At 60.8% G+C, this 21195-nt stretch carries 22 protein-coding genes and 1 pseudogene; 13 read left to right on the top strand and 10 right to left on the bottom strand.

The window, feature by feature from the left end:
- Window positions 1-29: 29 nt before the first annotated feature.
- Together LG661_RS11685 and LG661_RS11680 are read right to left on the bottom strand one after the other, a co-directional pair.
- Complete coding sequence (locus LG661_RS11685) at window positions 30-356, bottom strand: hypothetical protein (RefSeq protein ID WP_230532081.1); 327 nt, start codon at window positions 354-356, stop codon at window positions 30-32.
- Window positions 357-400: 44 nt separating this feature from the next.
- Window positions 401-1723: a sulfite oxidase gene (locus LG661_RS11680; protein WP_230532080.1), complete on the bottom strand. Its 1323-nt coding sequence runs from the start codon at window positions 1721-1723 to the stop codon at window positions 401-403.
- Window positions 1724-2037: 314 nt separating this feature from the next.
- On the opposite strand from LG661_RS11680, the pseudogene LG661_RS11675 reads away from it, so the two are divergent.
- The 3 genes and pseudogenes from LG661_RS11675 to LG661_RS11665 form a co-directional block, all read left to right on the top strand.
- Window positions 2038-2214 (top strand): annotated as a pseudogene (locus tag LG661_RS11675) (IS6 family transposase); the annotation flags it as partial.
- 64 nt (window positions 2215-2278) lie between these two features.
- On the top strand, window positions 2279-2704 hold the full coding sequence (locus LG661_RS11670; RefSeq protein WP_230532079.1) for a TetR-like C-terminal domain-containing protein: 426 nt from the start codon (window positions 2279-2281) through the stop codon (window positions 2702-2704).
- A 56-nt stretch (window positions 2705-2760) separates the two neighbouring features.
- The gene (locus tag LG661_RS11665; protein WP_230532078.1) at window positions 2761-3018 is read left to right on the top strand and encodes a hypothetical protein; all 258 of its coding nucleotides are present in this window, start codon (window positions 2761-2763) and stop codon (window positions 3016-3018) included.
- Window positions 3019-3090: 72 nt separating this feature from the next.
- Here the strand turns inward: LG661_RS11665 and LG661_RS11660 are convergent, their stop codons facing one another.
- From LG661_RS11660 to trkA, 3 genes are all read right to left on the bottom strand, one after another.
- Complete coding sequence (locus LG661_RS11660; RefSeq protein WP_230532077.1) at window positions 3091-3249, bottom strand: hypothetical protein; 159 nt, start codon at window positions 3247-3249, stop codon at window positions 3091-3093.
- A gap of 252 nt (window positions 3250-3501) precedes the next feature.
- Window positions 3502-4992 (bottom strand): TrkH family potassium uptake protein, encoded by a 1491-nt coding sequence (locus tag LG661_RS11655; RefSeq protein WP_230532076.1) that lies wholly within the window; start codon window positions 4990-4992, stop codon window positions 3502-3504.
- A gap of 8 nt (window positions 4993-5000) precedes the next feature.
- Window positions 5001-6386, bottom strand: coding sequence for a Trk system potassium transporter TrkA (gene trkA / locus LG661_RS11650; protein WP_230532075.1), 1386 nt, complete (start codon window positions 6384-6386; stop codon window positions 5001-5003).
- Between the two features lie 1515 nt (window positions 6387-7901).
- Here trkA and LG661_RS11645 point away from each other — a divergent pair.
- Window positions 7902-8990: a calcium:proton antiporter gene (locus tag LG661_RS11645; protein ID WP_230532074.1), complete on the top strand. Its 1089-nt coding sequence runs from the start codon at window positions 7902-7904 to the stop codon at window positions 8988-8990.
- Between the two features lie 188 nt (window positions 8991-9178).
- Here the strand turns inward: LG661_RS11645 and LG661_RS11640 are convergent, their stop codons facing one another.
- Window positions 9179-9601, bottom strand: coding sequence for a DUF6894 family protein (locus LG661_RS11640; protein WP_230532073.1), 423 nt, complete (start codon window positions 9599-9601; stop codon window positions 9179-9181).
- A 176-nt stretch (window positions 9602-9777) separates the two neighbouring features.
- On the opposite strand from LG661_RS11640, the gene LG661_RS11635 reads away from it, so the two are divergent.
- Window positions 9778-10167, top strand: a complete 390-nt coding sequence (locus tag LG661_RS11635) for a PRC-barrel domain-containing protein (RefSeq protein WP_230532072.1) — start codon at window positions 9778-9780, stop codon at window positions 10165-10167.
- Window positions 10168-10575: 408 nt separating this feature from the next.
- Here LG661_RS11635 and LG661_RS25080 read toward each other — a convergent pair whose 3' ends face one another.
- The gene (locus LG661_RS25080) at window positions 10576-10698 is read right to left on the bottom strand and encodes a hypothetical protein (RefSeq protein ID WP_268995452.1); all 123 of its coding nucleotides are present in this window, start codon (window positions 10696-10698) and stop codon (window positions 10576-10578) included.
- A gap of 359 nt (window positions 10699-11057) precedes the next feature.
- Between LG661_RS25080 and LG661_RS11630 the strand changes: the two genes are divergently transcribed.
- From LG661_RS11630 to LG661_RS11595, 7 genes are all read left to right on the top strand, one after another.
- On the top strand, window positions 11058-11276 hold the full coding sequence (locus LG661_RS11630) for a hypothetical protein (protein WP_230532071.1): 219 nt from the start codon (window positions 11058-11060) through the stop codon (window positions 11274-11276).
- A 45-nt stretch (window positions 11277-11321) separates the two neighbouring features.
- Window positions 11322-11540, top strand: coding sequence for a hypothetical protein (locus tag LG661_RS11625; RefSeq protein WP_230532070.1), 219 nt, complete (start codon window positions 11322-11324; stop codon window positions 11538-11540).
- Between the two features lie 333 nt (window positions 11541-11873).
- Window positions 11874-12299 carry a hypothetical protein gene (locus LG661_RS11620; protein ID WP_230532069.1) on the top strand — a complete coding sequence of 142 codons (426 nt, stop codon included), beginning with the start codon at window positions 11874-11876 and terminating at the stop codon, window positions 12297-12299.
- A gap of 58 nt (window positions 12300-12357) precedes the next feature.
- On the top strand, window positions 12358-12576 hold the full coding sequence (locus LG661_RS11615; protein ID WP_230532068.1) for a hypothetical protein: 219 nt from the start codon (window positions 12358-12360) through the stop codon (window positions 12574-12576).
- Between the two features lie 1978 nt (window positions 12577-14554).
- Window positions 14555-15187, top strand: coding sequence for a nitrile hydratase subunit alpha (gene nthA, locus LG661_RS11605; protein WP_230532067.1), 633 nt, complete (start codon window positions 14555-14557; stop codon window positions 15185-15187).
- Complete coding sequence (gene nthB / locus LG661_RS11600; RefSeq protein WP_230532066.1) at window positions 15184-15843, top strand: nitrile hydratase subunit beta; 660 nt, start codon at window positions 15184-15186, stop codon at window positions 15841-15843. The genes nthA and nthB overlap by 4 nt, the downstream gene beginning before the upstream one ends.
- On the top strand, window positions 15830-16213 hold the full coding sequence (locus tag LG661_RS11595; protein WP_230532065.1) for a nitrile hydratase accessory protein: 384 nt from the start codon (window positions 15830-15832) through the stop codon (window positions 16211-16213). The genes nthB and LG661_RS11595 overlap by 14 nt, the downstream gene beginning before the upstream one ends.
- Before the next feature lie 425 nt (window positions 16214-16638).
- On the opposite strand, the gene LG661_RS11590 is transcribed toward LG661_RS11595, so the two are convergent.
- The 3 genes from LG661_RS11590 to LG661_RS11580 are packed head-to-tail and all read right to left on the bottom strand — an operon-like array spanning window position 16639 to window position 19341.
- The gene (locus LG661_RS11590; protein ID WP_230532064.1) at window positions 16639-17721 is read right to left on the bottom strand and encodes a D-TA family PLP-dependent enzyme; all 1083 of its coding nucleotides are present in this window, start codon (window positions 17719-17721) and stop codon (window positions 16639-16641) included.
- An 11-nt stretch (window positions 17722-17732) separates the two neighbouring features.
- Window positions 17733-18194 carry a RidA family protein gene (locus LG661_RS11585; protein ID WP_230532063.1) on the bottom strand — a complete coding sequence of 154 codons (462 nt, stop codon included), beginning with the start codon at window positions 18192-18194 and terminating at the stop codon, window positions 17733-17735.
- A gap of 13 nt (window positions 18195-18207) precedes the next feature.
- On the bottom strand, window positions 18208-19341 hold the full coding sequence (locus tag LG661_RS11580) for an amidohydrolase/deacetylase family metallohydrolase (RefSeq protein ID WP_230532062.1): 1134 nt from the start codon (window positions 19339-19341) through the stop codon (window positions 18208-18210).
- Window positions 19342-19569: 228 nt separating this feature from the next.
- Between LG661_RS11580 and LG661_RS11575 the strand changes: the two genes are divergently transcribed.
- The gene (locus tag LG661_RS11575) at window positions 19570-21135 is read left to right on the top strand and encodes an ABC transporter substrate-binding protein (protein ID WP_230532061.1); all 1566 of its coding nucleotides are present in this window, start codon (window positions 19570-19572) and stop codon (window positions 21133-21135) included.
- Window positions 21136-21195 lie beyond the last annotated feature (60 nt).

Raw genomic sequence — 21195 nt, 5'->3', positions numbered from 1 at the left:
CAGGCTCCCCGCCGTCCCGAATGTAAGCCTTAGGGGCATCTGCGCCCCCAAGGGGTCTCGATGCAGCCGTCACCCGATTTGGCCTCGCCGAAGTGGCTAGCCAGGTAGTCGAGCAACACTTTCCGCTCCTCTTCCGTTGGTTCGGGCATATTCTGGTTTTCCACCATCCAGGTGATGGTATCATCCCACCGGCTACGGCTCATGCCCTGCTGCGTCACGAGCGCCATGGAATGGCAGCCTGAGCACCAGGCGATGGTCTCGTCGCGTCCCGGACCAGGTGGCAGGCTCTGGAAGTCCTGCGCCCAAACCGCGGAACCCCAGCCACTGAGGATGGCCAGGGCCAAGCCGATCAACATCGGCCGTGCCCCTGCCTTCCCTATACAAGCTCCGCCTTGTCGCATCAGGTGGGCACCGTCAGGGCGATGCGGTGCATCGAGTTGTTCAGATACCCGCGCGGGTTCCACATGACCTCGAAGGGCTGCATCACGCCCTGATCATCAGTCGCCCTTGCCCAGACCTCGTAATAGCCCCTGGTCGGGAAGTTCAGGCGGGCGCGCCAGCGCTGCCAGGAATACGGGTTTGGAGGCGGGTCGAGCTCCGCCGGGATCCACGTCGAGCCGTAGTCGGTGCTGACGTCAACCTGGGAGACCCGACGGTCACCGGCCCAGGCATGCCCCCGCACCTCGATCATCCGGTTGTCGCGCGGCAGGGTCGTGCCGGTCGCCGGATAGGTGATGATTGACTTCACCGGCATGGCCTGAATGATGCGGAAGTCCTCCAGCGGTACATCGGCCCCGGGCTGCACCGGATAAGCGGGTACGCGGTAGGACATGCCCGTCATTCCCGGACCGTCATGAACCTGGTCGCGGATGGTGATGCGCGTGAGCCATTTCTGCGAGGCGGAGCCCGGCCAGCCCGGAACGACGAGGCGGACGGGGAAACCGTTGAGCGCAGGGATCGGCTCTCCGTTCATCGCGAAGGCGATGATCGTATGCGGGTCCATGGCTTTCCAGATGGGAACGCCCCGCGAGATGACCGGCTTGTCTGGATCGCCGCTCAGATGAACGTCGCTGCCGTAATGAGCCGTATAGACGGCGCTGTCCTTCAGCCCGGCGGCCCGGAGCACGTCGCCAAGCCGAACCCCGGTCCATTCCGAATTGCCCACTGCGCCCAGGGCCCACTGGTTGCCCCGGGCGGGCGGATTGAAGCCGGCCCGGCCATTGCCGCCGCATTCGAGCTGCAGCTTTAGATTCACCGGGGTGAAGCGGCTCCTCAGTTCATCGAGCGTGAGTTCCAGGGGCTGATTGACCTCCCCATCCACCGCTAGCTTCCAGCCTTGCGCATCGCCCTGCCTGGCGGCCTCGGGCACCAGCCCGTTGTTACGTACGAAGTGCCGGTTGTTGGGGGTGATGTCCGGATCGAGCAGGTGAACCGGGGTTTCCGCGTTGATCGGGCGGTCGTTGTGAACGATCAGGCCCTCTTTGCCCTGCAGGGGATCGTCTCCTGCGCTTTGAGCCAGAGCGACCGGGACGAGACCGGGTGGCATGCTCGTGCTGAACGGAATGGCGCTGCCGAGGCTTGCGCCCACCGCGGCCAGTCCTGCTCCCTTTAGGAAACCGCGTCGTCCTAGGCCCGCCCGTCTGCCGAAGATCAGGTAATCGGCCCGTTCAGGGTCATCCTCATAGAACTCGAATAGGCCTCGTTCCCTCCGCCCTGCGGTCATGTGTTCCTCCCAAGCATCCGGCCTCGACCACTGCCTGCCCCCACGACCCGTTGTTTGCGACGCAACTTGAACCTTTCGAACTATCCGCCCCACGTAGCGAAAAAGGAACTTGGCGGTTGATAGGAGCTCCCGAAGTTGGTGCCCTAGCGTACCGGATTAGTCTGCTCCGAGGTGCACGCACACTCAGCCCTGACCACGCGCTGCATCAAACCCGAAGATTTCTCTTGCGTCACACGGGGCGTCCACACACGTCGCAAATATCTTGTTTCAGAGTTTCAGCTACGGTGGCCATGGTCACAGCAGCGGAGACACTGGTGTTCAAAGGCAGACATTTCGATCGTACAGTCATCCTGCTCTGCGTCCGGTGGTACCTGGCTTACAATCTGAGCCTGCGGAATCTTGAGGAGATGATGGCTGAGCGCGGCATTAAGGTCGATCACGCGACCATTCACAGGTGGATTATCCGCTACGCGCCTGAACTTCTGAACCGCTGCCGCCCGCCTTGCAGGCGTCTCCCACAATGCTCCATACCGCCACTTTCCGACCCGGGAGGCCATGCTTGCAGCAGTGGCCGCAGATGGTTTCCGGCGCCTGCGGGACGCGTTTGAGGCGGCGATAGTTAATACCCAGGGCGACTGTATCTTGGCCATTGGCCAGGGATACCTGCGCTTTGCCTCTGATCATCCAGGAACATTTCGACTGATGTTCGGGAGCGGCCTCGACCGACAAGCTTATCCAGAACTCCAGCAGGAGGCCCAGCAGGCGTTTGCCGTCCTCCTGGACGTCGCCGCAGGCTCTGGAGCGGCACTGCCTCGGGAAGCCGCACTTGGTGCCTGGTCGCTAGTGCATGGCCTGTCCCACCTGGTCGTCGACAATCAACTTAGCCGAGACCTGCAGGAGGACGCATTGAGCGGCCGCCTTCTTGAGCGGATCTCAAAGGTATTCGGCCTTCTCGACGTGCCCGGCCATCCTCCCAGATAAGCCATGTGCTGAGCGCAGTGACGGCACCACTGCAGCAGGACGGTAGCAATACAGCATTGAGCATCAGATTCATCCGATCCACGGCTTCAAGGCTCGGGCTTCTCCTCTACTCGCTCCTTCCACCTGATCTCGAACGCACGCCGCGCTCCAGCCTCTTCGCCCATGTAGCCGCACTGGTCTGGAGCTACTATGATGGCGCAGTGTCCCAAGGTCGCTGGACCGCCTCCCTGATCGAGGGAGCTGTACTGTTCGTGCTCGGATTTCAGTTCTGTGGGCTTCTGATCAGGCTCTTCAGCCCGCTGGCTACTGTCTAAGCCCCCTTTTAGGGGTAGCGAGGTGGATAACAGGCCCCTTGCGTCCGATGCTCCCGCCGGACGCAAGCGTCACTAGCGCTCCGAGCGCCCCGCCCCGGAGACGAAGCCGGTCAGGACCGAAGGTGGCGCCTCGATCACGTCGGCCGGACCACCAGCCCGCCGTCCGGGCATGAAGAGCAGCAACCCGAGGGCAACGCCGCCGACGGCGGGGCGATGAGAATGATGGGCCAAGCAACGCTCTGCGCTGCGCCGACCACGCACTCCGACATGGTGCCGAGCCACAGGAGCTGAAACGCATTGATCGCAAGCCGGAAGGCAACCGCGGCGCAAGCGGACAGCAGACCGACTACATGCGCAAGGGCCTAGGTTCGCAGGTGCCCTTTGCCCACGAAGATCGAAAAGATCGGCCTGACGAGGTCGGCGAGAAGACTGGTAATTGCCGTGAGAAACGTTGTAGCAAGGCGGTGACCCATCGTGAGGGCTCTACCCGCGCCAAAACTGGGGCAGGAACAGGATCAGGACTGAGAAGAGCTCCAGCCGCCCCAGCAGCATGCCGAAGCAGAGAAGCCACTTCGAGGCATCCGGGAGCGTGGCGAAGTTGCCGGCCGGCCCGATAGTCGGCCCCAGGCCCGGTCCCACATTCGACAACACGGCCACCGCGGCACTGGCGCTGGTCAGAAAATCCAGATTGAACGCCATCATGGCAACTGTCAGGGCGCTGTAGCAGATGAAATACAGCGAGAAGAACACCACCACGGAGCCGATCACATCGTCCGGCAGTACGCGGCCCGCATAGACGCGGGGAAATACGCCCCGGGGATAGAGCAGACGCAAGAAGTGGCTGTGGAGCATGCGGATCATCACTTGAAAGCGGAAGATCTTCATCCCGCCGGTGGTCGATCCCGTGCAGCCGCCGACGAACATCAGGCCGAAGAACAAGCCGACCATGACGTTGCCCCACAACGTGTAGTCCGCCGTGGCGTAGCCGGTAGTGGTCACCACCGACACCACGTTGAAGGCGGCCAGGCGGAGTGCGTCAGCAACCCCGTGGCCTCCCGCCAGGGTCAGCCATGTTGCGACAGCCACGATCACCACGGCCAGCAGGCCCGCCAGAAACCAGACCTGGCTGTCACGCAGGGCATCATGTTGCCCCTGGGTTAGGCGGAGATAAAGAACGAACGGCACAGCCCCCGAGAGCATGAACAGGGTCGCAATCCAGTGGAGGGCGGCACTGTCCCAATGCCCCAGCGAGGCGTCAGAGGTGGAGAACCCGGCGGTCGAGACGGTCGTCAGCGCATGTGCGAGGGCTTCGAATGGCGTCATCGCGACCAGCCAGTAGGCCAGCCCGCACAGCACCGTCAGCCCCAGGTAGATCAGGAAGATGCCGGCAGCGATCTCGCGCACGCGCGGCATGACCTTTTCCGAACGGTCGGACGACTCCGTCCGGAACAGCTGCATGCCACCAACCCCAAGGGCCGGCAGGATGGCAATGGCCACCCCGATGATGCCGATACCGCCCAGCCATTGCAGCAGCGCCCGCCAGAGAAGGATGCCCTGCGGCGCGGTATCCAGCCCGACGATCACCGTCGCACCGGTTGTCGTCAGACCTGACATGGCTTCGAAGAAGGCGTTGGTGAAGCTGTCCCTCAGCTGGGCATAATCCGAAATGTAGAGCGGGATCGCGCCGAACAGAGCGACGGTCGTCCACGCCACTGGCGTCAGTAGAAAGGCCTGGCGCACCGTCAGCCCTCCGGACAGCCGGCACCGGGTGGTGCGCATCAGCACTGCCCCGCAGGCGAAGGTGATGATACTGGCGATGAGAAAGGCCTTCCAGTCCGGATCGCCATCGATCAGATCGACAGCCACGGGCAGGAGCATGGCGGCCGAGAGGGCAATGAGCATACCGCCGGTGATGTAGAACACCGGACGGGCATAGGGCGGTGCCCACGAGCCTGGAAAGGGAGTCTCACGCATCGGTTCGCCTAGCCTGTCGCCTCGCGCGATTGGCCGGCCAGGATCGCCTCGGCCTTGCGCAGGGCCCGATAGGCGACCACCGCGATGACGTTGTCTCCCGGATGGACCGAGGTCGAGCTGGTTGGAATGATCACCTCCCCGTTACGGACGATGGCGCCAACCAGCATCCCGTCGGGCAGCCCGGCGTCGCGGAGGGTGCCCCTGACCAGCCGTGAGCCCTCCTGAGCGGTCGCCTGGATCACCTCGCCGAAATCCTCCCGGAGGGTGTAGAGAGCCGAGATCGAGCGGTGGCGCACATGGCGCAGAATGGTCGAGATCGTAATCGCGCTCGGGCTGACAACCGCGTCGATGCCCAGGGCCGGCAGCACATGCTCGTAGGAGGTCTTATTCACCAAGGTGATGGCCCGGGAACAGCCCTCGCGCTTTGCCAGAACCGAGGCGAAGATATTCGTCTCGTCGTCGTTAGTAACGGCGATGATTGTCTCGGCGCTTTGGACATTGGCCTCAAGCAGGACGTCCTTGTCGAGCGCGTCGCCCTGGATCACCACGGCGGCACCCCGAAGCTCGCGGGAGATGAACTCGGCCCGCTCGCGGGAATGCTCGACCACCTTGAGCGAAACATAAGGCGCATTGCGGGCAATCCGGCTGGCAAGGTTTAGGCCGACATTGCCGCCGCCCACAATCACGATGCGGCGGGCAATCTGCTCTTCATGACCTAGAAAGGTCATGACGCGGTCCACGTGAGCCGTTTCGGTGATGACGTACACGTCGTCACCTCGCTGGACCCGATCCTCTCCTCGGGGGACGAAGGCCTGCCCGTTGCGCACGATGGCCCCGATCACGATGCCGGAGCCCCCTGAGGATGCCAGCTCCCTCATCTTCCGCCCGACCAGGGAGCAGCCTCCGGTATTGCAGTGAACGCCAAGAAGTTGAACCCGCCCATTAGCCAGAGCGACGGTATCGAAGGCGCCGGGGGTCCGCAGGCGGCGCACAATGCCGTTCGCGACCTCGACCTCCGGGGAGATGATCACGTCGATGGGCAGCTGGTCGGAGGCGTAGAGGCCGCGCCAGATCGGCGCCAGATAGCCGTGGTGCCGGACACGGGCGATGCGGCGGGAAACATTGAATAGGGAATAGGCCACCTGGCAGGCGACCATGTTGACCTCGTCCGAGCGGGTCACCGCGATGAGCATGTCGGCATCCCGCGCACCGGCGCGCTCCAGGACCTCGGGGTGGGAGGCGTGACCAATCATGCCGCGGACGTCATAGCTCTCGTCGGCCCTGCGCGCGTGTTCCGGAGAGATGTCGACAACCGTGACATGAATTCCCTCGGTCGCGAGATGGCGGGCAATGGTCGTGCCGACCTGTCCCGCACCGCACACAATCACTCTCATGCTGGCCTCGCCCTTCGAGAAAACTTGGCTCCGATGTTATGTAGGGCAGCCTCCGCAAGGACGCGCAGATCTATCCCACAACACGAGGATCTTCCTCACTCACCCGGATGAGCATGTAGCCCCATCCTGCGACTGCTCGCTCTTAACGCTCAATCTCCACGACGACCCTGCGGCCGTACGGCTGAGCTCTATCAGCTCGGATGAGCGGCCGTAGAACACGAGGGTGTCGCCGACCCGGATCACCGTATGCCCCGGGTGCCTCCTTATAGATGCGAGGAGCCATACAGCCGTAGCACCGGCTATCAGGACCAGCAGCCGGCCCCACCCCTCGCCCTTTCGTCAACACTAACGAAGGACAGAATCAGGGTCGAAGAGGCCGTTAGAAGGGCGGCACTGCGCAGGAACGTCAGGGTGCTGATGATCTGCCGTCGAACGGGATGGCTGAACGGGAAAATGGCAGATATGCGCAGCAAGGTTCCCAGACAAGTCTCAGGTAAGCGGCTGGGCCAGCTAATTAGGCGTGGCCGCACAGCCTGGGTCGTCCAGAATGCCACGTAGCTGATTGATCGGGAACAAACCCGAACAAGCGACAGCTTGAGGCAACCGTCACATTGGAATGTCTTCTGTGGGTCATGCAATGACGATCCCCTGCCCTCCGGGAACGTCCGCTGTTCCTTGCTAGAGCAGACCCTCGGCCTACTTCCGAGAAGTGCCAGGAGCCGACCTTAAGCCATCGTCTACCCTTCGAGAGCTGCCGAAGACCTCGCAGGGAGCAAAAGCGGTGCCACCTCCCAGCCAGAACGACAAAGCCAATTGCGAATGCTTCTTCGTGTTCCATCCGTGTTGCATGGAGCCAAATGGGCCTGATTGTAACCCATTGAAAAATAACGGCTCTCGTTGCAGACCGTTGCAACACGCCGCCGCGGGTTTTCGGGCAATGAAAAACCCGCCAAGCCTTTGACCTAGCGAGCTTTTTTGATGGTAGCGGAGGAGGGATTTGAACCCCTGACACAAGGATTATGATTTGATGCCTTACAAGGCTAAGCTACTGTACAAGTTGGTATTTTATTTAGTTGTACTAGCTCTACGCTAGGTTTTAACCGTAACAGTAATGTCAGTTCTCCGGTGCATTGCAGAAATTCAGCGGCACCATTCGGGTCGGACTGCATCAGGATGACGACTTGGTCCTCTTCATCGAAGACAACGGCGTTGGACTTGCGGCCACGCGGCGGAAAGGATCAATGGGTACAGCCTGATCGAGGGCATGGCCCGAAGCGTTAACGGTGCCCTCACGGTAGAGGGCCAACGCTGAACCGTTCGATTTCCACGCTGCATCTAGGAGCTTCGCATTGTAGGACCGTTGGACATCGGTGGGATGCGCAACTCCCCGCTGAGCTGCCTTATGAATAGTGTTACAAGGCCTGCAAGGAACTGTACCCAGAGGAATAGCCTTGTTGCCGTCCCTAGTTTTGTCCATTAGTGGAAGATAGAGGCATGTTTAACCTCAGCAGATTGATGCCCTTTCCAGCATGGGCGTTCCCTGCCGCCGCGCTCCTCTTCTTCGCACTTGCCTCTGCCTTCAGCTTCAGCACTGACACCATCAAATCACCATTAGGCATCCTTCTCGCCACAGCGCTGTTTCCTATCCTGGTTGGCACTGTATTCGCGGCAGTCCATCATGCCGAGGTGATCGCGCGCCGCACGGGAGAGCCCTATGGCACCCTCATTCTCACCATCGCCGTGACGGTAATCGAGGTTGCGCTCATCACCTCCGTGATGCTGGATGGCGAGAGCAACCCGGCGCTTGCCCGTGACACAGTATTCTCAATTATCATGATTGTCGGCAACGGGCTCGTCGGACTGTGTATCCTGCTCGGCGGAATGCGCTACCGCGAGCAAGGCTTTCGCGTGACGGGCGCAAATGCATACCTCGTCGTTCTCATCGTGCTCGCAACCCTCACCCTCATTCTGCCGAACTACACTCAGGCCCGCCTCGGGCCGTTCTATTCGCCGAGCCAGCTCGTCTTCGTGACACTAATCACCCTGGCTCTCTATGGGGTGTTCCTCTACATCCAGACGGTCCGCAATAGGGATTACTTCCTTGTCCTTGAGACAGAGGGCAGCGATGAATACTCGGACATACCGCAAAACCGCGCCGTTACGGTCAGCGCGGCTCTTCTCACTCTGTCGCTCAGCGCCGTCATCCTGCTCTCGAAACTGTTTGCTGCTGTCGTTGCGGTTGGCACGACGCTCGTAGGCGCTCCTGAGGCCGTCATAGGGGTCGTAGTGGCCTTGCTGGTCCTGTTACCGGAAAGCGTGGCGGCGGTTCGGGCGGCCCGAGGAAATCAGCTGCAGAAGAGCCTCAATCTGGCGCTCGGTTCCTCGCTTGCCACGATCAGCCTGACTATTCCTGCGGTTGCAGCGGTCAACCTCATGCTCAAGAGGGACCTCGTGTTGGGGCTCGATGGCGAAGACACCGTCATGCTCATGCTCACGGCAGTCGCGAGCCTCCTCACATTCGGCACTGGGCGAACCAACATTCTCTACGGTTTTGTCCACCTCGTGCTTTTTGCAACATTCCTGTTTCTCGTGTTTGTCCCTTGAAGATGTCTCTTCTGACCACTGCTGGTCGGGCGAGGGAAACCCGTCGTCTCCATAGCCCCGTCGTCCCTTGAGCTTTGCCTTCGGTGCTACCGCAGGCTGCCCTTCCAAAGCTCTTTGCTGCTTTCCAGAACGCGTCGAGAGCCTCCTGCTGGTCCCTGCTGCTTGGAGGAAACCTTTGCTCATCAGGCTCACTCTGCTGCGCGGTGGCCGCGAGGCCATTCAGCTTGATGGTCCGTTTTGGGTTGAAGCGCTTCCGAAAACATGACGGTCAGGACAGGTTGATTGGCCCGGTCCATGATCTCGACGCGCCAGCTTCGCCGGTCCTCGCCCTTCTGATCGCCTTCCGCAATCATGTCACCGGCTTGGGCGAGTGCCGCCTTGCGCGCAGTCTGGAGGTCAGGATAGGTCTCGCCCTCCGGGTCTTCCACAAGGCCGCTCCCGGTCTGGATATTGAAGTAATAGAGCGTCGTTCCCGTTCCGCGCTCTGGCGCAAATGGGGGCTCGCGGGAAGGGTGGCCTGAACGGGGCGCACCCCCCTCATCATCCCACCGTTTGAGATCCTGACGCTGACTCGGCTTCTTCGGACTCGGCTTCTTAGGATCGTTCCTCATTTGGAAAACATAGGACAGCCATCCGGCTTTTTGATGTCTGCGGCACATTCCACTTTGTGCCGGATCCGACCAGCGCCTGAGCTCGACCTGAGCGGACTACCCTCCTAAATCGGCCACTATTCCGGCCGACATTGGCGCTGGGCTCCAACTCAGAGACAGGTTTCGCGATGCGATCAATGGCTATCGTCCTTCTCGCCACGTGCGGCTTGTTCGGTGTGGCTCATGCCCAGAGTACCCCGGCAGCCTCCAGTGCGCCCAAGTTCATCACGATCAGCAACAATGCCATCCTGAGTTCAAGGCTCATGGGATTGAACGTCCAAAGCGCCAGTGGCAAGAGCATGGGCAAGATTGAGGATGTTGTCTTCGAGGGCGGTCAGATCATTGGAGTCGTTCTGTCTGTTGGGGAAGTCCTGGGCAGCGGTCAGCGCTACGTGGCTGTCGATCCATCGGCGATCTCGATCCGGTACGCAGAGCGCGAGGACAAGTGGCAGGCGACCATGAACGCTGACCTTGAACAACTGAAATCGGCCCCGGAGTTCCGTTACGAGGGCAAATGGAAGCGTTGATCCCTCTCACAGGGCTCCGGGCGGTCCTCTTGTCTGGATCACTAAGCTCCGAGGAAGAAGCGGTGAGGCTCTCCACCTCTCACCAAGTCACAGAAGACGCCGCGGTCGTGCCGACGGCCTGCTCCCCTCGACCCAGCTTCCACTCAACCGCATCGTCCCCTCGCACCGAGATCCTCCTGTAGTTGGGATTCCCCAACAACTCGGTCATAGGTCTGATCCGCGCTACGGATCTGATACTGAGGCTCCCGGTCGCCGGCAGGCAGCAGAAAGACGATCTCGTAACCGCCTCTCCAGACATCATTGGGTGAGCTGGCCTCGGCGTAGCTCACGGGTTGCCCCACAGAATAGCGATGCGTTCTCATGGTCGGATCCTCTCTTGTATTCTGCCGACGCCTTCATGCTGCTCACTCACCAATAGGACCAGCCATGCGCGACGACGAAGTACACGACGATGGATGCTCCGATCAGAGCCGCGATCAGTGTTAGGACCAGTGGATCATTGCTCCAGGGCAGGCGGGATTTGTTGAACATCTCTTTGTCCTCATTTCGCTCAGTGGGGCCGCTTTCCTGGCCCTCTCCAAATGCCCACCTCATACACAACGAGGCAGCCGGCGATCAGCAACACAGCGACAAGTGCTTGGCTTAACATTTCGGATCTCCTCCGAAGGGACGGGCAAAACCAGCCTGCCTATCAATAGAGTAGCATACTCCTCCCACATCAAATTAGATATTATTTTTCTGGAATGTTTATTTTATTTAGACCACCTGATGTAAATCACCAACTCGTCCCCATATCTATTTCGGAATGCTTTGAAATTTACTCCAGCTTAACATCTGGAAGAGGATGTGGCACCGTCAGGAGGCTCTCCATGTGTCTGAGCAAAAGCTCCATGTTTGATCTTGAGCACTATCAGGATCATGACCGACCCGGACTTAAGCCTCACGCGACACAGGTTGCACACGCGACTTGGCTGCGGCTGACCACGGCGGAGTTGTCGGGCGTGCGGACCACGTCAGAACTGATCGCGCGGGTTGAGGAGAGATACAGCCTCTTCCGCGAGCAGGCCACCAGGGATGTTGAGTTCTGGGCCTTGGGCAAGCAGCTTTGAGCCGGTCGCTGCACGACGAGACCAGCCCTAACCATGGAGGCGACGATGTTTGGCTATCAAGGCGGCGAAAGCAACGAGACGGTAGCCCGTAAGACCGGATATCGCAGCGATGCAAAGCGTCAGTGGAATTGTCTGACGCCCTTGGATCTGTCGCAGATCAAGAACGAAGAGCAATTGGTTGCGCTGGTAAAGGTTCGCTACAGCCTGCCATACGAGACCGCCAGGGCTGATGTTCAAAGCTGGATGGCGGGCAAACAGTTCTAAACCTGACCGAGACGGATTGGGGGGCTGTACCTCCCAATCCAGCAGGGTAACCAACGGGGATCAGGTGATGGCAACCGAGTTTTACGTCGTTCGACATCATGGCGCCTGGCGTATCCGGGTGAATGGCAAACATCATGGGGTTTATCCGTCCCGTGTTTCGGCCATCAACGCCGCCGTGACGGAGGCCCGGTCTGCCGGGCCAGGAGCCAAGGTTTTCAGCACCGGGATTGTCAGTCAATTCAGTGACGAGTGGCCGTCGGGAGATGGTTCAGACCCACGCTGGCCTTGACCATGCCAGCACAATCCCCACGGGAGACGTGAATAAGCGAGCGGATGAGCCGGCTCTGTGACGAGCTGCGCATTAAGCTGCACGGGATTGACCGCCGGCTTGAGGCGCTCAAATCGAATGGCGCGGCGACCTTTAGCCGATCGCAGGATGTGCTTGAAAGCCAGCTCGACCGGGTCGAGCAGCGTATCTACAATAATCGCGTGGCCGTTGAAGCAGCCAACGTCAGGGTCAAGACATGGTTGGCCGAGAAAAGGGCCGGCTCTACTGCGGGTGGGGCCCTTTGGACAGAACGCCACGAGACCCCTCTGCTGGAGGCTCGTGCCGATGATGCCGAGGCCTATGCCATTGCCGTCTTCGAGCTTGCGGCTGCGGCAGCAGATGAAGCGACATTGGCAGTCCTCCAAGCCATTCTCGCGCGCAATGATGCTGATATTGCGGCTTTGTCGGAGACGGGCCCGGCCAATCGATGAGCTCTAAGCTCCAGGAATGAAGTTATACAGGTTCACTCAACCAAGCGGAGCTTCCGTGATGTTTACTATCGAGTTCTTTCGGGTCCGCGGCACAGACGATGCTCATGCCACTCTGGGCCGGGTTGAGCATGACACAACAGATCTGGAGGACGCAAAGGTAAGAGCCTGGTCACTCTTCGAGACCTTGGACCTGCCGCAAAAGCCGGATGCGTTGCGCATCGTGGATCACACCGGAGATGAGGTGTTCGTCTGGAGTCCAGAGCACAACAGCACCTGAATGCGGATCTATCTCTCCTGGTGTAGTATTTGGCTCTGATGAAGCCCTATAGGAGAATGATTACGGCCCCGGTTCATCACAGGGTCGTCGAGCACGAAAGTGGATGGGCTTGCAAGGTCGGAGATGTCCTCTCAGAACGCTACGACAGGAATAATGAAGCACGAGCCGCTGCTGGACGGAGGCTGCCGGGCGCGACTGAGGATATCGAGTACCAAGACGAAGCGGGCGACTGGCACGAGGAAGTCTCTCAAGGGAAGGACCGGCCAGAGACAGACGTCACGGGGTAGGCAACTGAATAGTTCTCCCAACGTGTTCTTTCTCGACCCAACCGACCACAGGGCCAAGATGCACAACCTGTCGCTCTGGTCAGAAGCATGCTTGAAAGTCCGTGTCACCTGGAGGGTGAACGATGACCAACAGACCTTTTGAGCCTAGCACGGAGCGAAAGTATGACAAAGGCGCGAAAGCTATACAGCAGTCCAAACGGCGACCGGTGGTACTTGATCCGGGATGCGTCTGGAGCGGTTTTTGTGCGGCATGAAGCCAATTCGGCCTCCGGAGGCAATATTGCGCATGTTGAGATCGGTACCTTCCTGAGTTCCAGACGCGGCCCAGGGCAAGAGGAGTTGCTCCGCTTGATTGGATCATTGCTCGACAACGATATTGCCCACCCCTGAAGGATCAGGATCTAATGGATACGCGGATAAACGACCTCGTCTGGTTTTGGCGGCCGGCTGCGTGCTGAGCCATATACTCTGAGCGCAAGAACTCACGGCTGCTTGATCGAGGATTATAATAGCGTGATTTTCTCGTAGCGATGAGCGTCGAAGGCGTCAGGAGACCGTGAGCAACGGTATTGATCTGTGGAGGCAGCGCATCGAAATGCTTGTTGGCCACCGGTTTACCGGCAGCCTTGCTTATCTAGCTGACGCTCGCGAAATCGAGAGCCAGCCTCAATGCGGCAGAGGATGAATACGGTGCCGCCCGTTCCCTGAAGATACTCAGATAAGGACAATCAGGGCCAGGCCGAAAAGGCCAGTGGCAGCAATGGCGATGGCGGAAAACCAAGGCCATCTACGGATGAGCTTCATATCGCCGATCATGGTCACCTCCCCTGAAGCGGGCCGCGTTTCTTGCCGATCACTCGTAGACGGCGGAGGCTCCAGTGATACTCGGGCTATTCGAGTAGCTGGGCGCGTTCACGGTGTTGTTGATAGCCCATAAACACAAAGCAACACCTAGGAAGAGTGCGGTCCAGTTCAAGGTTCTGGTGAGCCAGAGTGCAGGGGATACAGCAGGCGGATGTCCGGAATTCTTGCTCGGTGGCATTCCTGTTGGCATGGCAACCTCCAAAGCCCGGTGAGCTTCGAGACGCGCAATACGCCAGGAAGGGCAGCAGCCGACTAAGGAGCCACTGATCGGGACAACATGGGCCACTAATGAGGCTTTTGAAGGGCTGTGGCCAAGAGCGTGCGCAAAATAGATCCGCGTTACGCGGAGCGAGTTTGGGCGGGGCATGAGAATGCTCGCGAGCCTGTTTAAGCAGCCCTTCCTAGGGACGTGTCCACCATCTAGTGAACATTCGTGACCACGGTCATAGCCCTGCGGAATGCCATCCGGCAGACACTCGCTGTGTTGCACTCTCCATTGCAGGCGTCGCCCATCCTCCAGAATGACCGGGTCAACGCGGGCATCTGGAGCCCTTTCAGGAACGACCGCTGCTCCCTGCAAGAGCTGACATTAGCCAACTTCCGCATTGTTGGATCGCAGTGATGTCATATTGCTAAGCGGGCGCCATCCAGACATGACGACACTCTTGAGTGCATTGGTTCTCAGCTCATACAAGGCCATTGCCAGATCGAGTGCCATACGGGGCGATAGCCGCACCCCCGACCCGTGCACATGAAAGCGCTCGTGCCCTGGCTCGCGGAACGGCGCTAGCGCTGGACCTCCGAGGGGTTTGCGATAGGATGCTCGCATGACGCACCATCACCACTATCAAGATGATCACGACCACAGTCATCTCTCGGACATCGAGCTGCGCGTGCGCGCGCTGGAGTCGATCCTGATCGAGAAGGGCTATGTCGATCCGGCCGCGATAGACGCACTCGTGGAGACCTACGAGGTCAAGGTCGGACCGCGCAACGGAGCCAGGGTGGTGGCCAAAGCCTGGGCGGATCCGGCCTATCGCGAATGGCTCCGGCAGGATGCGACCGCAGCTATTGCCTCCTTAGGCTTCATAGGCCGCCAGGGCGAGCACATGGTGGCGGTGGAGAACACACCGGACGAGCACAACATGGTCGTTTGCACCCTGTGTTCCTGCTATCCCTGGCCGGTGCTCGGCCTGCCGCCCGTCTGGTATAAATCGGCCCCTTACCGCTCTCGGGCGGTGCTGGATCCCCGCGGGGTCTTGGCAGAGTTCGGTGTCAGCCTGCCGGAGACGACTCGGATCCGGGTCTGGGACTCGACAGCCGAGATCCGGTACCTGGTCGTGCCGATGCGCCCTAAGGGAACCGAGGGCATGAGCGAGGAAGCTCTGGCTGATCTTGTGACTCGTGACTCCATGATCGGCACCGGACTCGCCCGGCGGCCCGAGGAGGTGGCGCGGTGAACGGAGCCCAGGACCTCGGCGGCATGATGGGCTTTGGGCCGATCGCAATCGAGCAGGACGAGCCCTGGTTCCATGCCGAGTGGGAGCGGCGGGCCTTTGGCCTGACCCTGGCCATGGGAGCAACCGGCAGCTGGAATATCGATATGAGCCGGCATGCCCGCGAAAGCCTGCCGCCAGCCGAGTATCTCGCCTCGAGCTATTACGAGATCTGGACCAAAGGCGTCGAAAAGCTGGTGGTTCAAGCGGGGCTCGTGTCCGAGGACGAACTGCGGCTCGGACAGGCTCTTCGGGATCCGGCGCCAATCAGGCGCGTGCTCAGGGCGCAGGACGTGCCGGCAGTGCTGGCCCGCGGCGGTCCGGCTGATCGAGCCGTGGAGCAGCCGGCGCGCTTTGCGGTCGGAGATCGAGTCGTCACCCGCAACATAAACCCCAAGGGCCACACCCGCCTGCCACGCTATGCCCGCGGCAAGCAGGGCATAATCGAACTGATCCACGGCGGTCACGTGTTTCCGGACACCAACGCTCATGGCCTGGGCGAGACCCCGCAGTGGCTCTACACGGTCCGCTTCACCGGGACTGAGCTTTGGGGCGAGGACGCCGATCCGAGCCTCACCGTGTCGATCGATGCCTGGGAGAGCTATCTTGAGCCGGCATGAGGAGATTGCCCGCGCAGCGGCGGAGATTGCCCCGATCCCACGCGGCGAGGATGGTGAACCCGTTTTCCGCGAGCCTTGGGAAGCGCAGGCCTTCGCGATGACACTTGCCTTGTACGAGCGGAGTCTTTTTACCTGGTCGGAATGGGCTCAGGCGCTGTCTGGCGCAATCAAGCGCGCCCAGGCTGCTGGCGATTGCGATGACGGCTCGACCTACTACCGGCACTGGCTTGCCGCGATCGAGGCTCTAGTGAGCGAGAAGGGCATCGCCAGCGAGCAGGCGTTGGCCGAGCGACGGGGCGCATGGGATCGTGCCGCCCACGCGACGCCGCATGGCCAGCCGATCCTGCTCAAGAACGATCCGCTCCGCTGAGCCGAGACGCGACTGCTCCCTCTTGCCGTCGCAGTGATATGCGATCCCAGCTTGACCCGTCGTGTGACATTCTGGAAATCGCACCACGTCTTTGGGTGACTTGGAGCCTTGATCATCATGAGGCGACCAGCTCAAAGCCAGTCCCGATCAGCAGGTTTCCCTCACCGATCCACGCGGGGGTCGTGGGCTACAACGTCCAAGCCGCCCTCGACACCCAGCACCATCTCATTGTGGCGCACAGCTGACCAACAGGGGTGCAGCGGGATGACCGACACCGAGATGAGAGGACAGCTCTCTCGGCGGCCGCTGTCGGCTCGATCCGTCGAAGCCGTCATTAAAGGTCCATCTAGCGTCAGATCAATCTAAGCCACCGCCTGGCGGAGCACCACAGTCTCCACCAAGGGCGAAGTTGGGTCGGGAGCGGATCAGGTCAAGCGGCCCCGCGCCGCGACTGGCAGTTCGCCGATGATCTGGTCTCCGCGCACCGTGATCAACCGGTCCACCATGTTGACCACCACACAGACGTGGTTGGGCACGATCCGAACAACATCTCCAATTTGCGGACGGTCGTTGCAAGCCGAGAGTTCCAGGAAGCCGTGTTCCTCCGCGAAGCGAGCGATCTTCGCGTGCGGATGCTCAATGATAAGCCCATGACCTTCGAGCCCACCCGTATCGCTCGTCAGTGTTTTCGAGCCGGAATCGAGAATTCCCCGCTCGGGGCCTGCCCGGCTGACGACTGTTGCGAAGACCGTGAGTGCACAATCCTCCAGTCCCGCCATACCGGCCGCCAGCATCATGCGGTCGTTGAACACGGATGTTCCGGCCCGGTGCTCGGTTACGGCCCGGACCTTGCCCAAATTGCGCAGATTCGGCGTTCCGCCCGACGAGACTATGCGCGGATCGAGGCCAAGCTCCCGGACCCCGGCCGTGGCCGCATCCAGAAAGGCCTGCGTCTCCGCCATGGCGTCTTCCGGCGGATACAGCATGAACCCTGCGAACGAGAGTCCGGGGCGGGATGCAATGTCCTTGGCCAGGGCAATCGCTTCAGCCACCGTTTCGACCCCTGCCCGCTTGCGGCCGGTGTCGCACTCGACAACCACGTCCAGGTCGTGGCCGGCCACGGCGGTGGCCTGCGGCAGGCCTGCCACGACGACCGGATTGTCGGCCGCCACCGTGACCTTCGCCTGCGACATCAATCGACCGAGGCGGTGAAGCTTCTCCTCTCCCAGTATGTTGTAGGAGATCAGGATATCGTCATGGCCCGCTTCGGCCATGACCTCGGCCTCGCCAATCTTCTGGCAGGTGATGCCACGCGCCCCCGCCTCGCGCTGCATGGTCGCAATCATGGGGCTCTTGTGCGTCTTGATGTGGGGCCGATTGGCGACGCCCGCCGCGTTGCACAGGGCCTGCACGCGGGCGATGTTACGTTCGACCACGTCGAGATCGATCACCACGGCGGGCGTCCCGAACTGGCGCGCAACTTCGGTCTTAAGGCTTTCAATGCTCATGATCGTCCCTTTCAGTCTCGGACGAGAAGAATGGCCTCAATCTCGACAGTCATGCGATTGGGCAGTGAGCCCATTCCGACGGCCGAGCGGGCATGACGCCCGGCCTCGCCCAGCACGTCCACGAGGAGATCCGAGCAGCCGTTGATGACCTTGGGGTGATCGGAGAAATCCGGCTCGGCATTGACCATGCCGAGCAGCTTCACCACGGCTTCGATGCGGCTCAACTCGCCGAGAGCCGATTTCGCGATCGCGAGCAGGTTAAGCCCCGTCAGGCGGGCATCCTCATAGGCCTCCTCGACGGTCGCATCACGGCCGAGGCGACCCGGCCGGTAGGTGCCGTCTGCGCGCTTGGGGCCTTGGCCGGAGAGATAAAGGAAACGTCCGGCGAAGCGGTACGGCACATAATTGGCCACCGGCACCGGAGCCTCGGGCAGCACAAAACCCAGAGCGACGATTCTCTCTTCGGGCGTCATATTCCATCTCCTCTCAGGCTTCGTGCCACATCTGACCGTTGATGACCACGCCCTTCGCGGCGAGGCAGGTTTCTCCAGAGAGGCGCTCGCCGGTCGAGTCCACGTAATCGAAGGTGCCGTTCTGCAACTCCAAAATCGACGCATCGCCGGCGCTGTCAGGACGGAGCGTGCCCAGTTCCGGCCGCTTGAGAGCCTTGGCGGGATTCTCGGTTGCGGCCCTGATCACCTCGACCAGCGGCATCCCCAGGCAGAGGAATTTCGACATGGTGGTCAGAAGGTCGAAGGCAGGTCCGTCAATGCAGAGGGCATGCACATCGCTCGAGATGCAGTCGGGCATGAAATCATTGTCCAGCATGACCCTCGCGGTATCGAACGCAAAGGATCCCATCCCGTGTCCGATATCGAAGATCACGCCCCTTTGGCGTGCCTCAATCACCGCCGGGTGGACCTTACGATCCGCGGTTGTGGGCGAATTGGGGAATGGCCTAAAGCAGTGGGTCAACACATCGCCTTCGCGCAGGCGCTCAAGAACTTCCGGCAGGGTCGGCGGCGGGTGGTCGATGTGGACCATCATTGGCATGCCGACGCGATCAGCCACCTGGCGGCCGATGTCCAGCGGAACGATGCCCGAATTTCCCGATGCGTGGAAACCGACGCGCACCTTGATGCCCGCCAGCGTATCACGATTGGCCTCGGCGACCTCGACGGCGTCGATGGGCGCCATGAGGCGCAGATCCCCGCTCTCTCCGACCATCACGCGCTTGGAGAAGCCGTAGATTCCCGCAAAGGAGACGTTGAGATAGGCGACGATGCGCACGGGCGACGGCTTGATGACGTGCTCAAGAAAACCCGGATAGTTGCCGGGGCCGGCGCTTCCCGTATCGACCAGCGTCGTGCATCCTCCTCGCGCCAGCACGAGGGGATCCACGCCGAGCGAGGTTCCGCCCCAGTAGACGTGCGTATGAAGGTCGATCAACCCTGGTGTGACGATCTTGCCGGCGACATCCTTTACGGTGCGTGCGCCCTCCGAGAGATTGTTGCCGATCGCAGCAACCTTCCCGCCCGAAAAGGCGACATCGGTCACCCGGTCGATGGACTGGGATGGATCGATGACGCGCCCACCCCGCAGAACGAGATCAAAACTCATGTCAAATAGACCCTCTTGATACGGCCCCACGCACACGAAAGAAAATTACATAGATCCGAAGCGATCCGCTTCCCCTGATCGATGCTGTCTGCTCTATTGGCGTAAGACTGGCAGCAAATTGGGTCAAGGCAATTGACAGCCGACGAAGCAGATTAATAAACTTTCACCGCTGCCTGCTCGAAGCATGCGGGAACACTCTTGCAGGCATAGGCATCAACGGAGGACAGCATGAAGATTCAGAGGGATCGCACTGGCGGATGGACGCGCCGTGGGCTGGGGCTCGCCGCAGCTGGAGTAGCCGTAGCCGCTCTTCTCGGACCCGGCGCCGCATGGGCGCAGGGAAAGACAAGCGCTAACCTCGCCATGATCGGCGAGCCGCAGTCGCTCGACCCGATGGCATCCACGGCCGACCTCGTCAGCATCATCATGCAGCATGTCTACGAGCCGCTGTTCACCTTCGACAGCCACTCGGCGGTTCAGCCCATGCTGGCAGCCAAGATGCCGGAGATCTCTGCCGACGGTAAGAAGTACACCATCGAACTTCGCAAGGGCGTGAAATTCCATAATGGCCGCGAGCTTGACGCCGAAGACGTCGTCGCTTCGCTCAAGCGCTGGGTGGATATGACGCCGCGCGGCAAGGCACTCGCGAAGAGCATTACGTCGATCTCCGCAAAAGGTCCTTCGACGGTCGAAATCGAGCTCTCCGAACCTCAGCCCGCGCTGCTTGCGCATCTTGCACTCCCGTCGGGGTTCGCCGTCATTATGGCGAAGGAGTCGATCGCCAATCCGCTCGTCGAGTTCATAGGGACCGGGCCTTACAAGTTCCGTGAGCGCAAGCCGGACCAGTACGTCGTTCTGGTGAAGAACGATGCGTACTCCTCGCGCGGTGAACCTGCGGATGGTTATGCGGGCAAGCGCGAGGCGAAAATCGACGAACTGCGCTTCATTCCCGTCCCGAACGCCAATACCAGGGTCGAAGGCATCATCGCCGGACAGTACCAGTTCGCCGATCAGCTGCCCGTAGAGAGCTATAAGAAGGTTTCGAACGCTTCGGGCGTCAACGCTGTCCTGACGATGCCTTACGGTTTCCCGTATATTCCGACCAATACCAAGCAGGGACCGATGGTTGATCCGAAGATCCGCCAGGCCTTTCAGATGGCGCTGAATACGGAAGAGCTCCTGCTCGCGGGTTTCGGCGAGCCGAAGTTCTTCACCGTAACCGGCGAGCATTTCCCAAAAGGATCCCCGTTCAGTTCAACCGCCGGTGCCGACAAGTACAACAAGGCGGATCCGGAAGGGGCCAAGAAGCTGCTCGCGGAGGCCAAGTACGATGGAACCCCGATCCGCATCCTCAATTCCAAGCAGTATGACTTCCATCACCGCATGGCGCTCATGATGGCGGAGCAACTGAAAGCGGCAGGGTTCAAGGTTGCGCTCGACGTGGTCGACTGGTCCACGCTGGTCCAGCGCCGTGGCGATCCGGCCCTGTGGGACGTGTACATCACCCACTCGGCCTTCATGCCGGACCCCATGCTCTCCCCGCCGCAACTCGGCGATGGCGCCCCGGGCTGGTGGAAGACGCCCGCAAAGGATGCGGCCCTCGCCGCCTTCAACGGCGAGTCGGACTCCGCAAAGCGCGGTCCTCTGTGGGGCAAGGTCCAGCAGGTCATCTACGACGAGGTGCCTTACATCCGCGTCGGCAACTTCGCTGCGCTGAGTGGCCTCTCCGACAACATGAAGGGCTATACGCCCATGATGATGCCCGCTTTCTGGAACGTCGAACTCGCCAAGTAACACTCCGGGCGGCGGCATCCCGGGCGAAAGTGCAGGACGCTGCCGCACTCGTCCATCTCT

This window comes from Microvirga roseola (assembly GCF_020866965.1).
In the GTDB taxonomy this organism is placed as follows: domain Bacteria; phylum Pseudomonadota; class Alphaproteobacteria; order Rhizobiales; family Beijerinckiaceae; genus Microvirga; species Microvirga roseola.
The sequence above is the reverse complement of the archived record's forward strand: the minus strand, read 5'-3'. Positions and strand labels throughout refer to the sequence as shown.

What these genes read in the sequence shown, in the direction of transcription:
- LG661_RS11685 (WP_230532081.1), bottom strand. Translation starts at nt 356, where the DNA reads ATGTTGATCGGCTTGGCCCTGGCCATCCTCAGTGGCTGGGGTTCCGCG.
- LG661_RS11680 (WP_230532080.1), bottom strand. Translation starts at nt 1,723, where the DNA reads ATGACCGCAGGGCGGAGGGAACGAGGCCTATTCGAGTTCTATGAGGAT.
- LG661_RS11670 (WP_230532079.1), top strand. Translation starts at nt 2,279, where the DNA reads ATGCTTGCAGCAGTGGCCGCAGATGGTTTCCGGCGCCTGCGGGACGCG.
- LG661_RS11655 (WP_230532076.1), bottom strand. Translation starts at nt 4,992, where the DNA reads ATGCGTGAGACTCCCTTTCCAGGCTCGTGGGCACCGCCCTATGCCCGT.
- trkA (WP_230532075.1), bottom strand. Translation starts at nt 6,386, where the DNA reads ATGAGAGTGATTGTGTGCGGTGCGGGACAGGTCGGCACGACCATTGCC.
- LG661_RS11645 (WP_230532074.1), top strand. Translation starts at nt 7,902, where the DNA reads ATGCCCTTTCCAGCATGGGCGTTCCCTGCCGCCGCGCTCCTCTTCTTC.
- LG661_RS11640 (WP_230532073.1), bottom strand. Translation starts at nt 9,601, where the DNA reads ATGAGGAACGATCCTAAGAAGCCGAGTCCGAAGAAGCCGAGTCAGCGT.
- LG661_RS11635 (WP_230532072.1), top strand. Translation starts at nt 9,778, where the DNA reads ATGGCTATCGTCCTTCTCGCCACGTGCGGCTTGTTCGGTGTGGCTCAT.
- LG661_RS25080 (WP_268995452.1), bottom strand. Translation starts at nt 10,698, where the DNA reads ATGTTCAACAAATCCCGCCTGCCCTGGAGCAATGATCCACTGGTCCTA.
- LG661_RS11630 (WP_230532071.1), top strand. Translation starts at nt 11,058, where the DNA reads ATGTTTGATCTTGAGCACTATCAGGATCATGACCGACCCGGACTTAAG.
- LG661_RS11625 (WP_230532070.1), top strand. Translation starts at nt 11,322, where the DNA reads ATGTTTGGCTATCAAGGCGGCGAAAGCAACGAGACGGTAGCCCGTAAG.
- LG661_RS11620 (WP_230532069.1), top strand. Translation starts at nt 11,874, where the DNA reads ATGAGCCGGCTCTGTGACGAGCTGCGCATTAAGCTGCACGGGATTGAC.
- LG661_RS11615 (WP_230532068.1), top strand. Translation starts at nt 12,358, where the DNA reads ATGTTTACTATCGAGTTCTTTCGGGTCCGCGGCACAGACGATGCTCAT.
- nthA (WP_230532067.1), top strand. Translation starts at nt 14,555, where the DNA reads ATGACGCACCATCACCACTATCAAGATGATCACGACCACAGTCATCTC.
- LG661_RS11590 (WP_230532064.1), bottom strand. Translation starts at nt 17,721, where the DNA reads ATGAGCATTGAAAGCCTTAAGACCGAAGTTGCGCGCCAGTTCGGGACG.
- LG661_RS11585 (WP_230532063.1), bottom strand. Translation starts at nt 18,194, where the DNA reads ATGACGCCCGAAGAGAGAATCGTCGCTCTGGGTTTTGTGCTGCCCGAG.
- LG661_RS11580 (WP_230532062.1), bottom strand. Translation starts at nt 19,341, where the DNA reads ATGAGTTTTGATCTCGTTCTGCGGGGTGGGCGCGTCATCGATCCATCC.
- LG661_RS11575 (WP_230532061.1), top strand. Translation starts at nt 19,570, where the DNA reads ATGAAGATTCAGAGGGATCGCACTGGCGGATGGACGCGCCGTGGGCTG.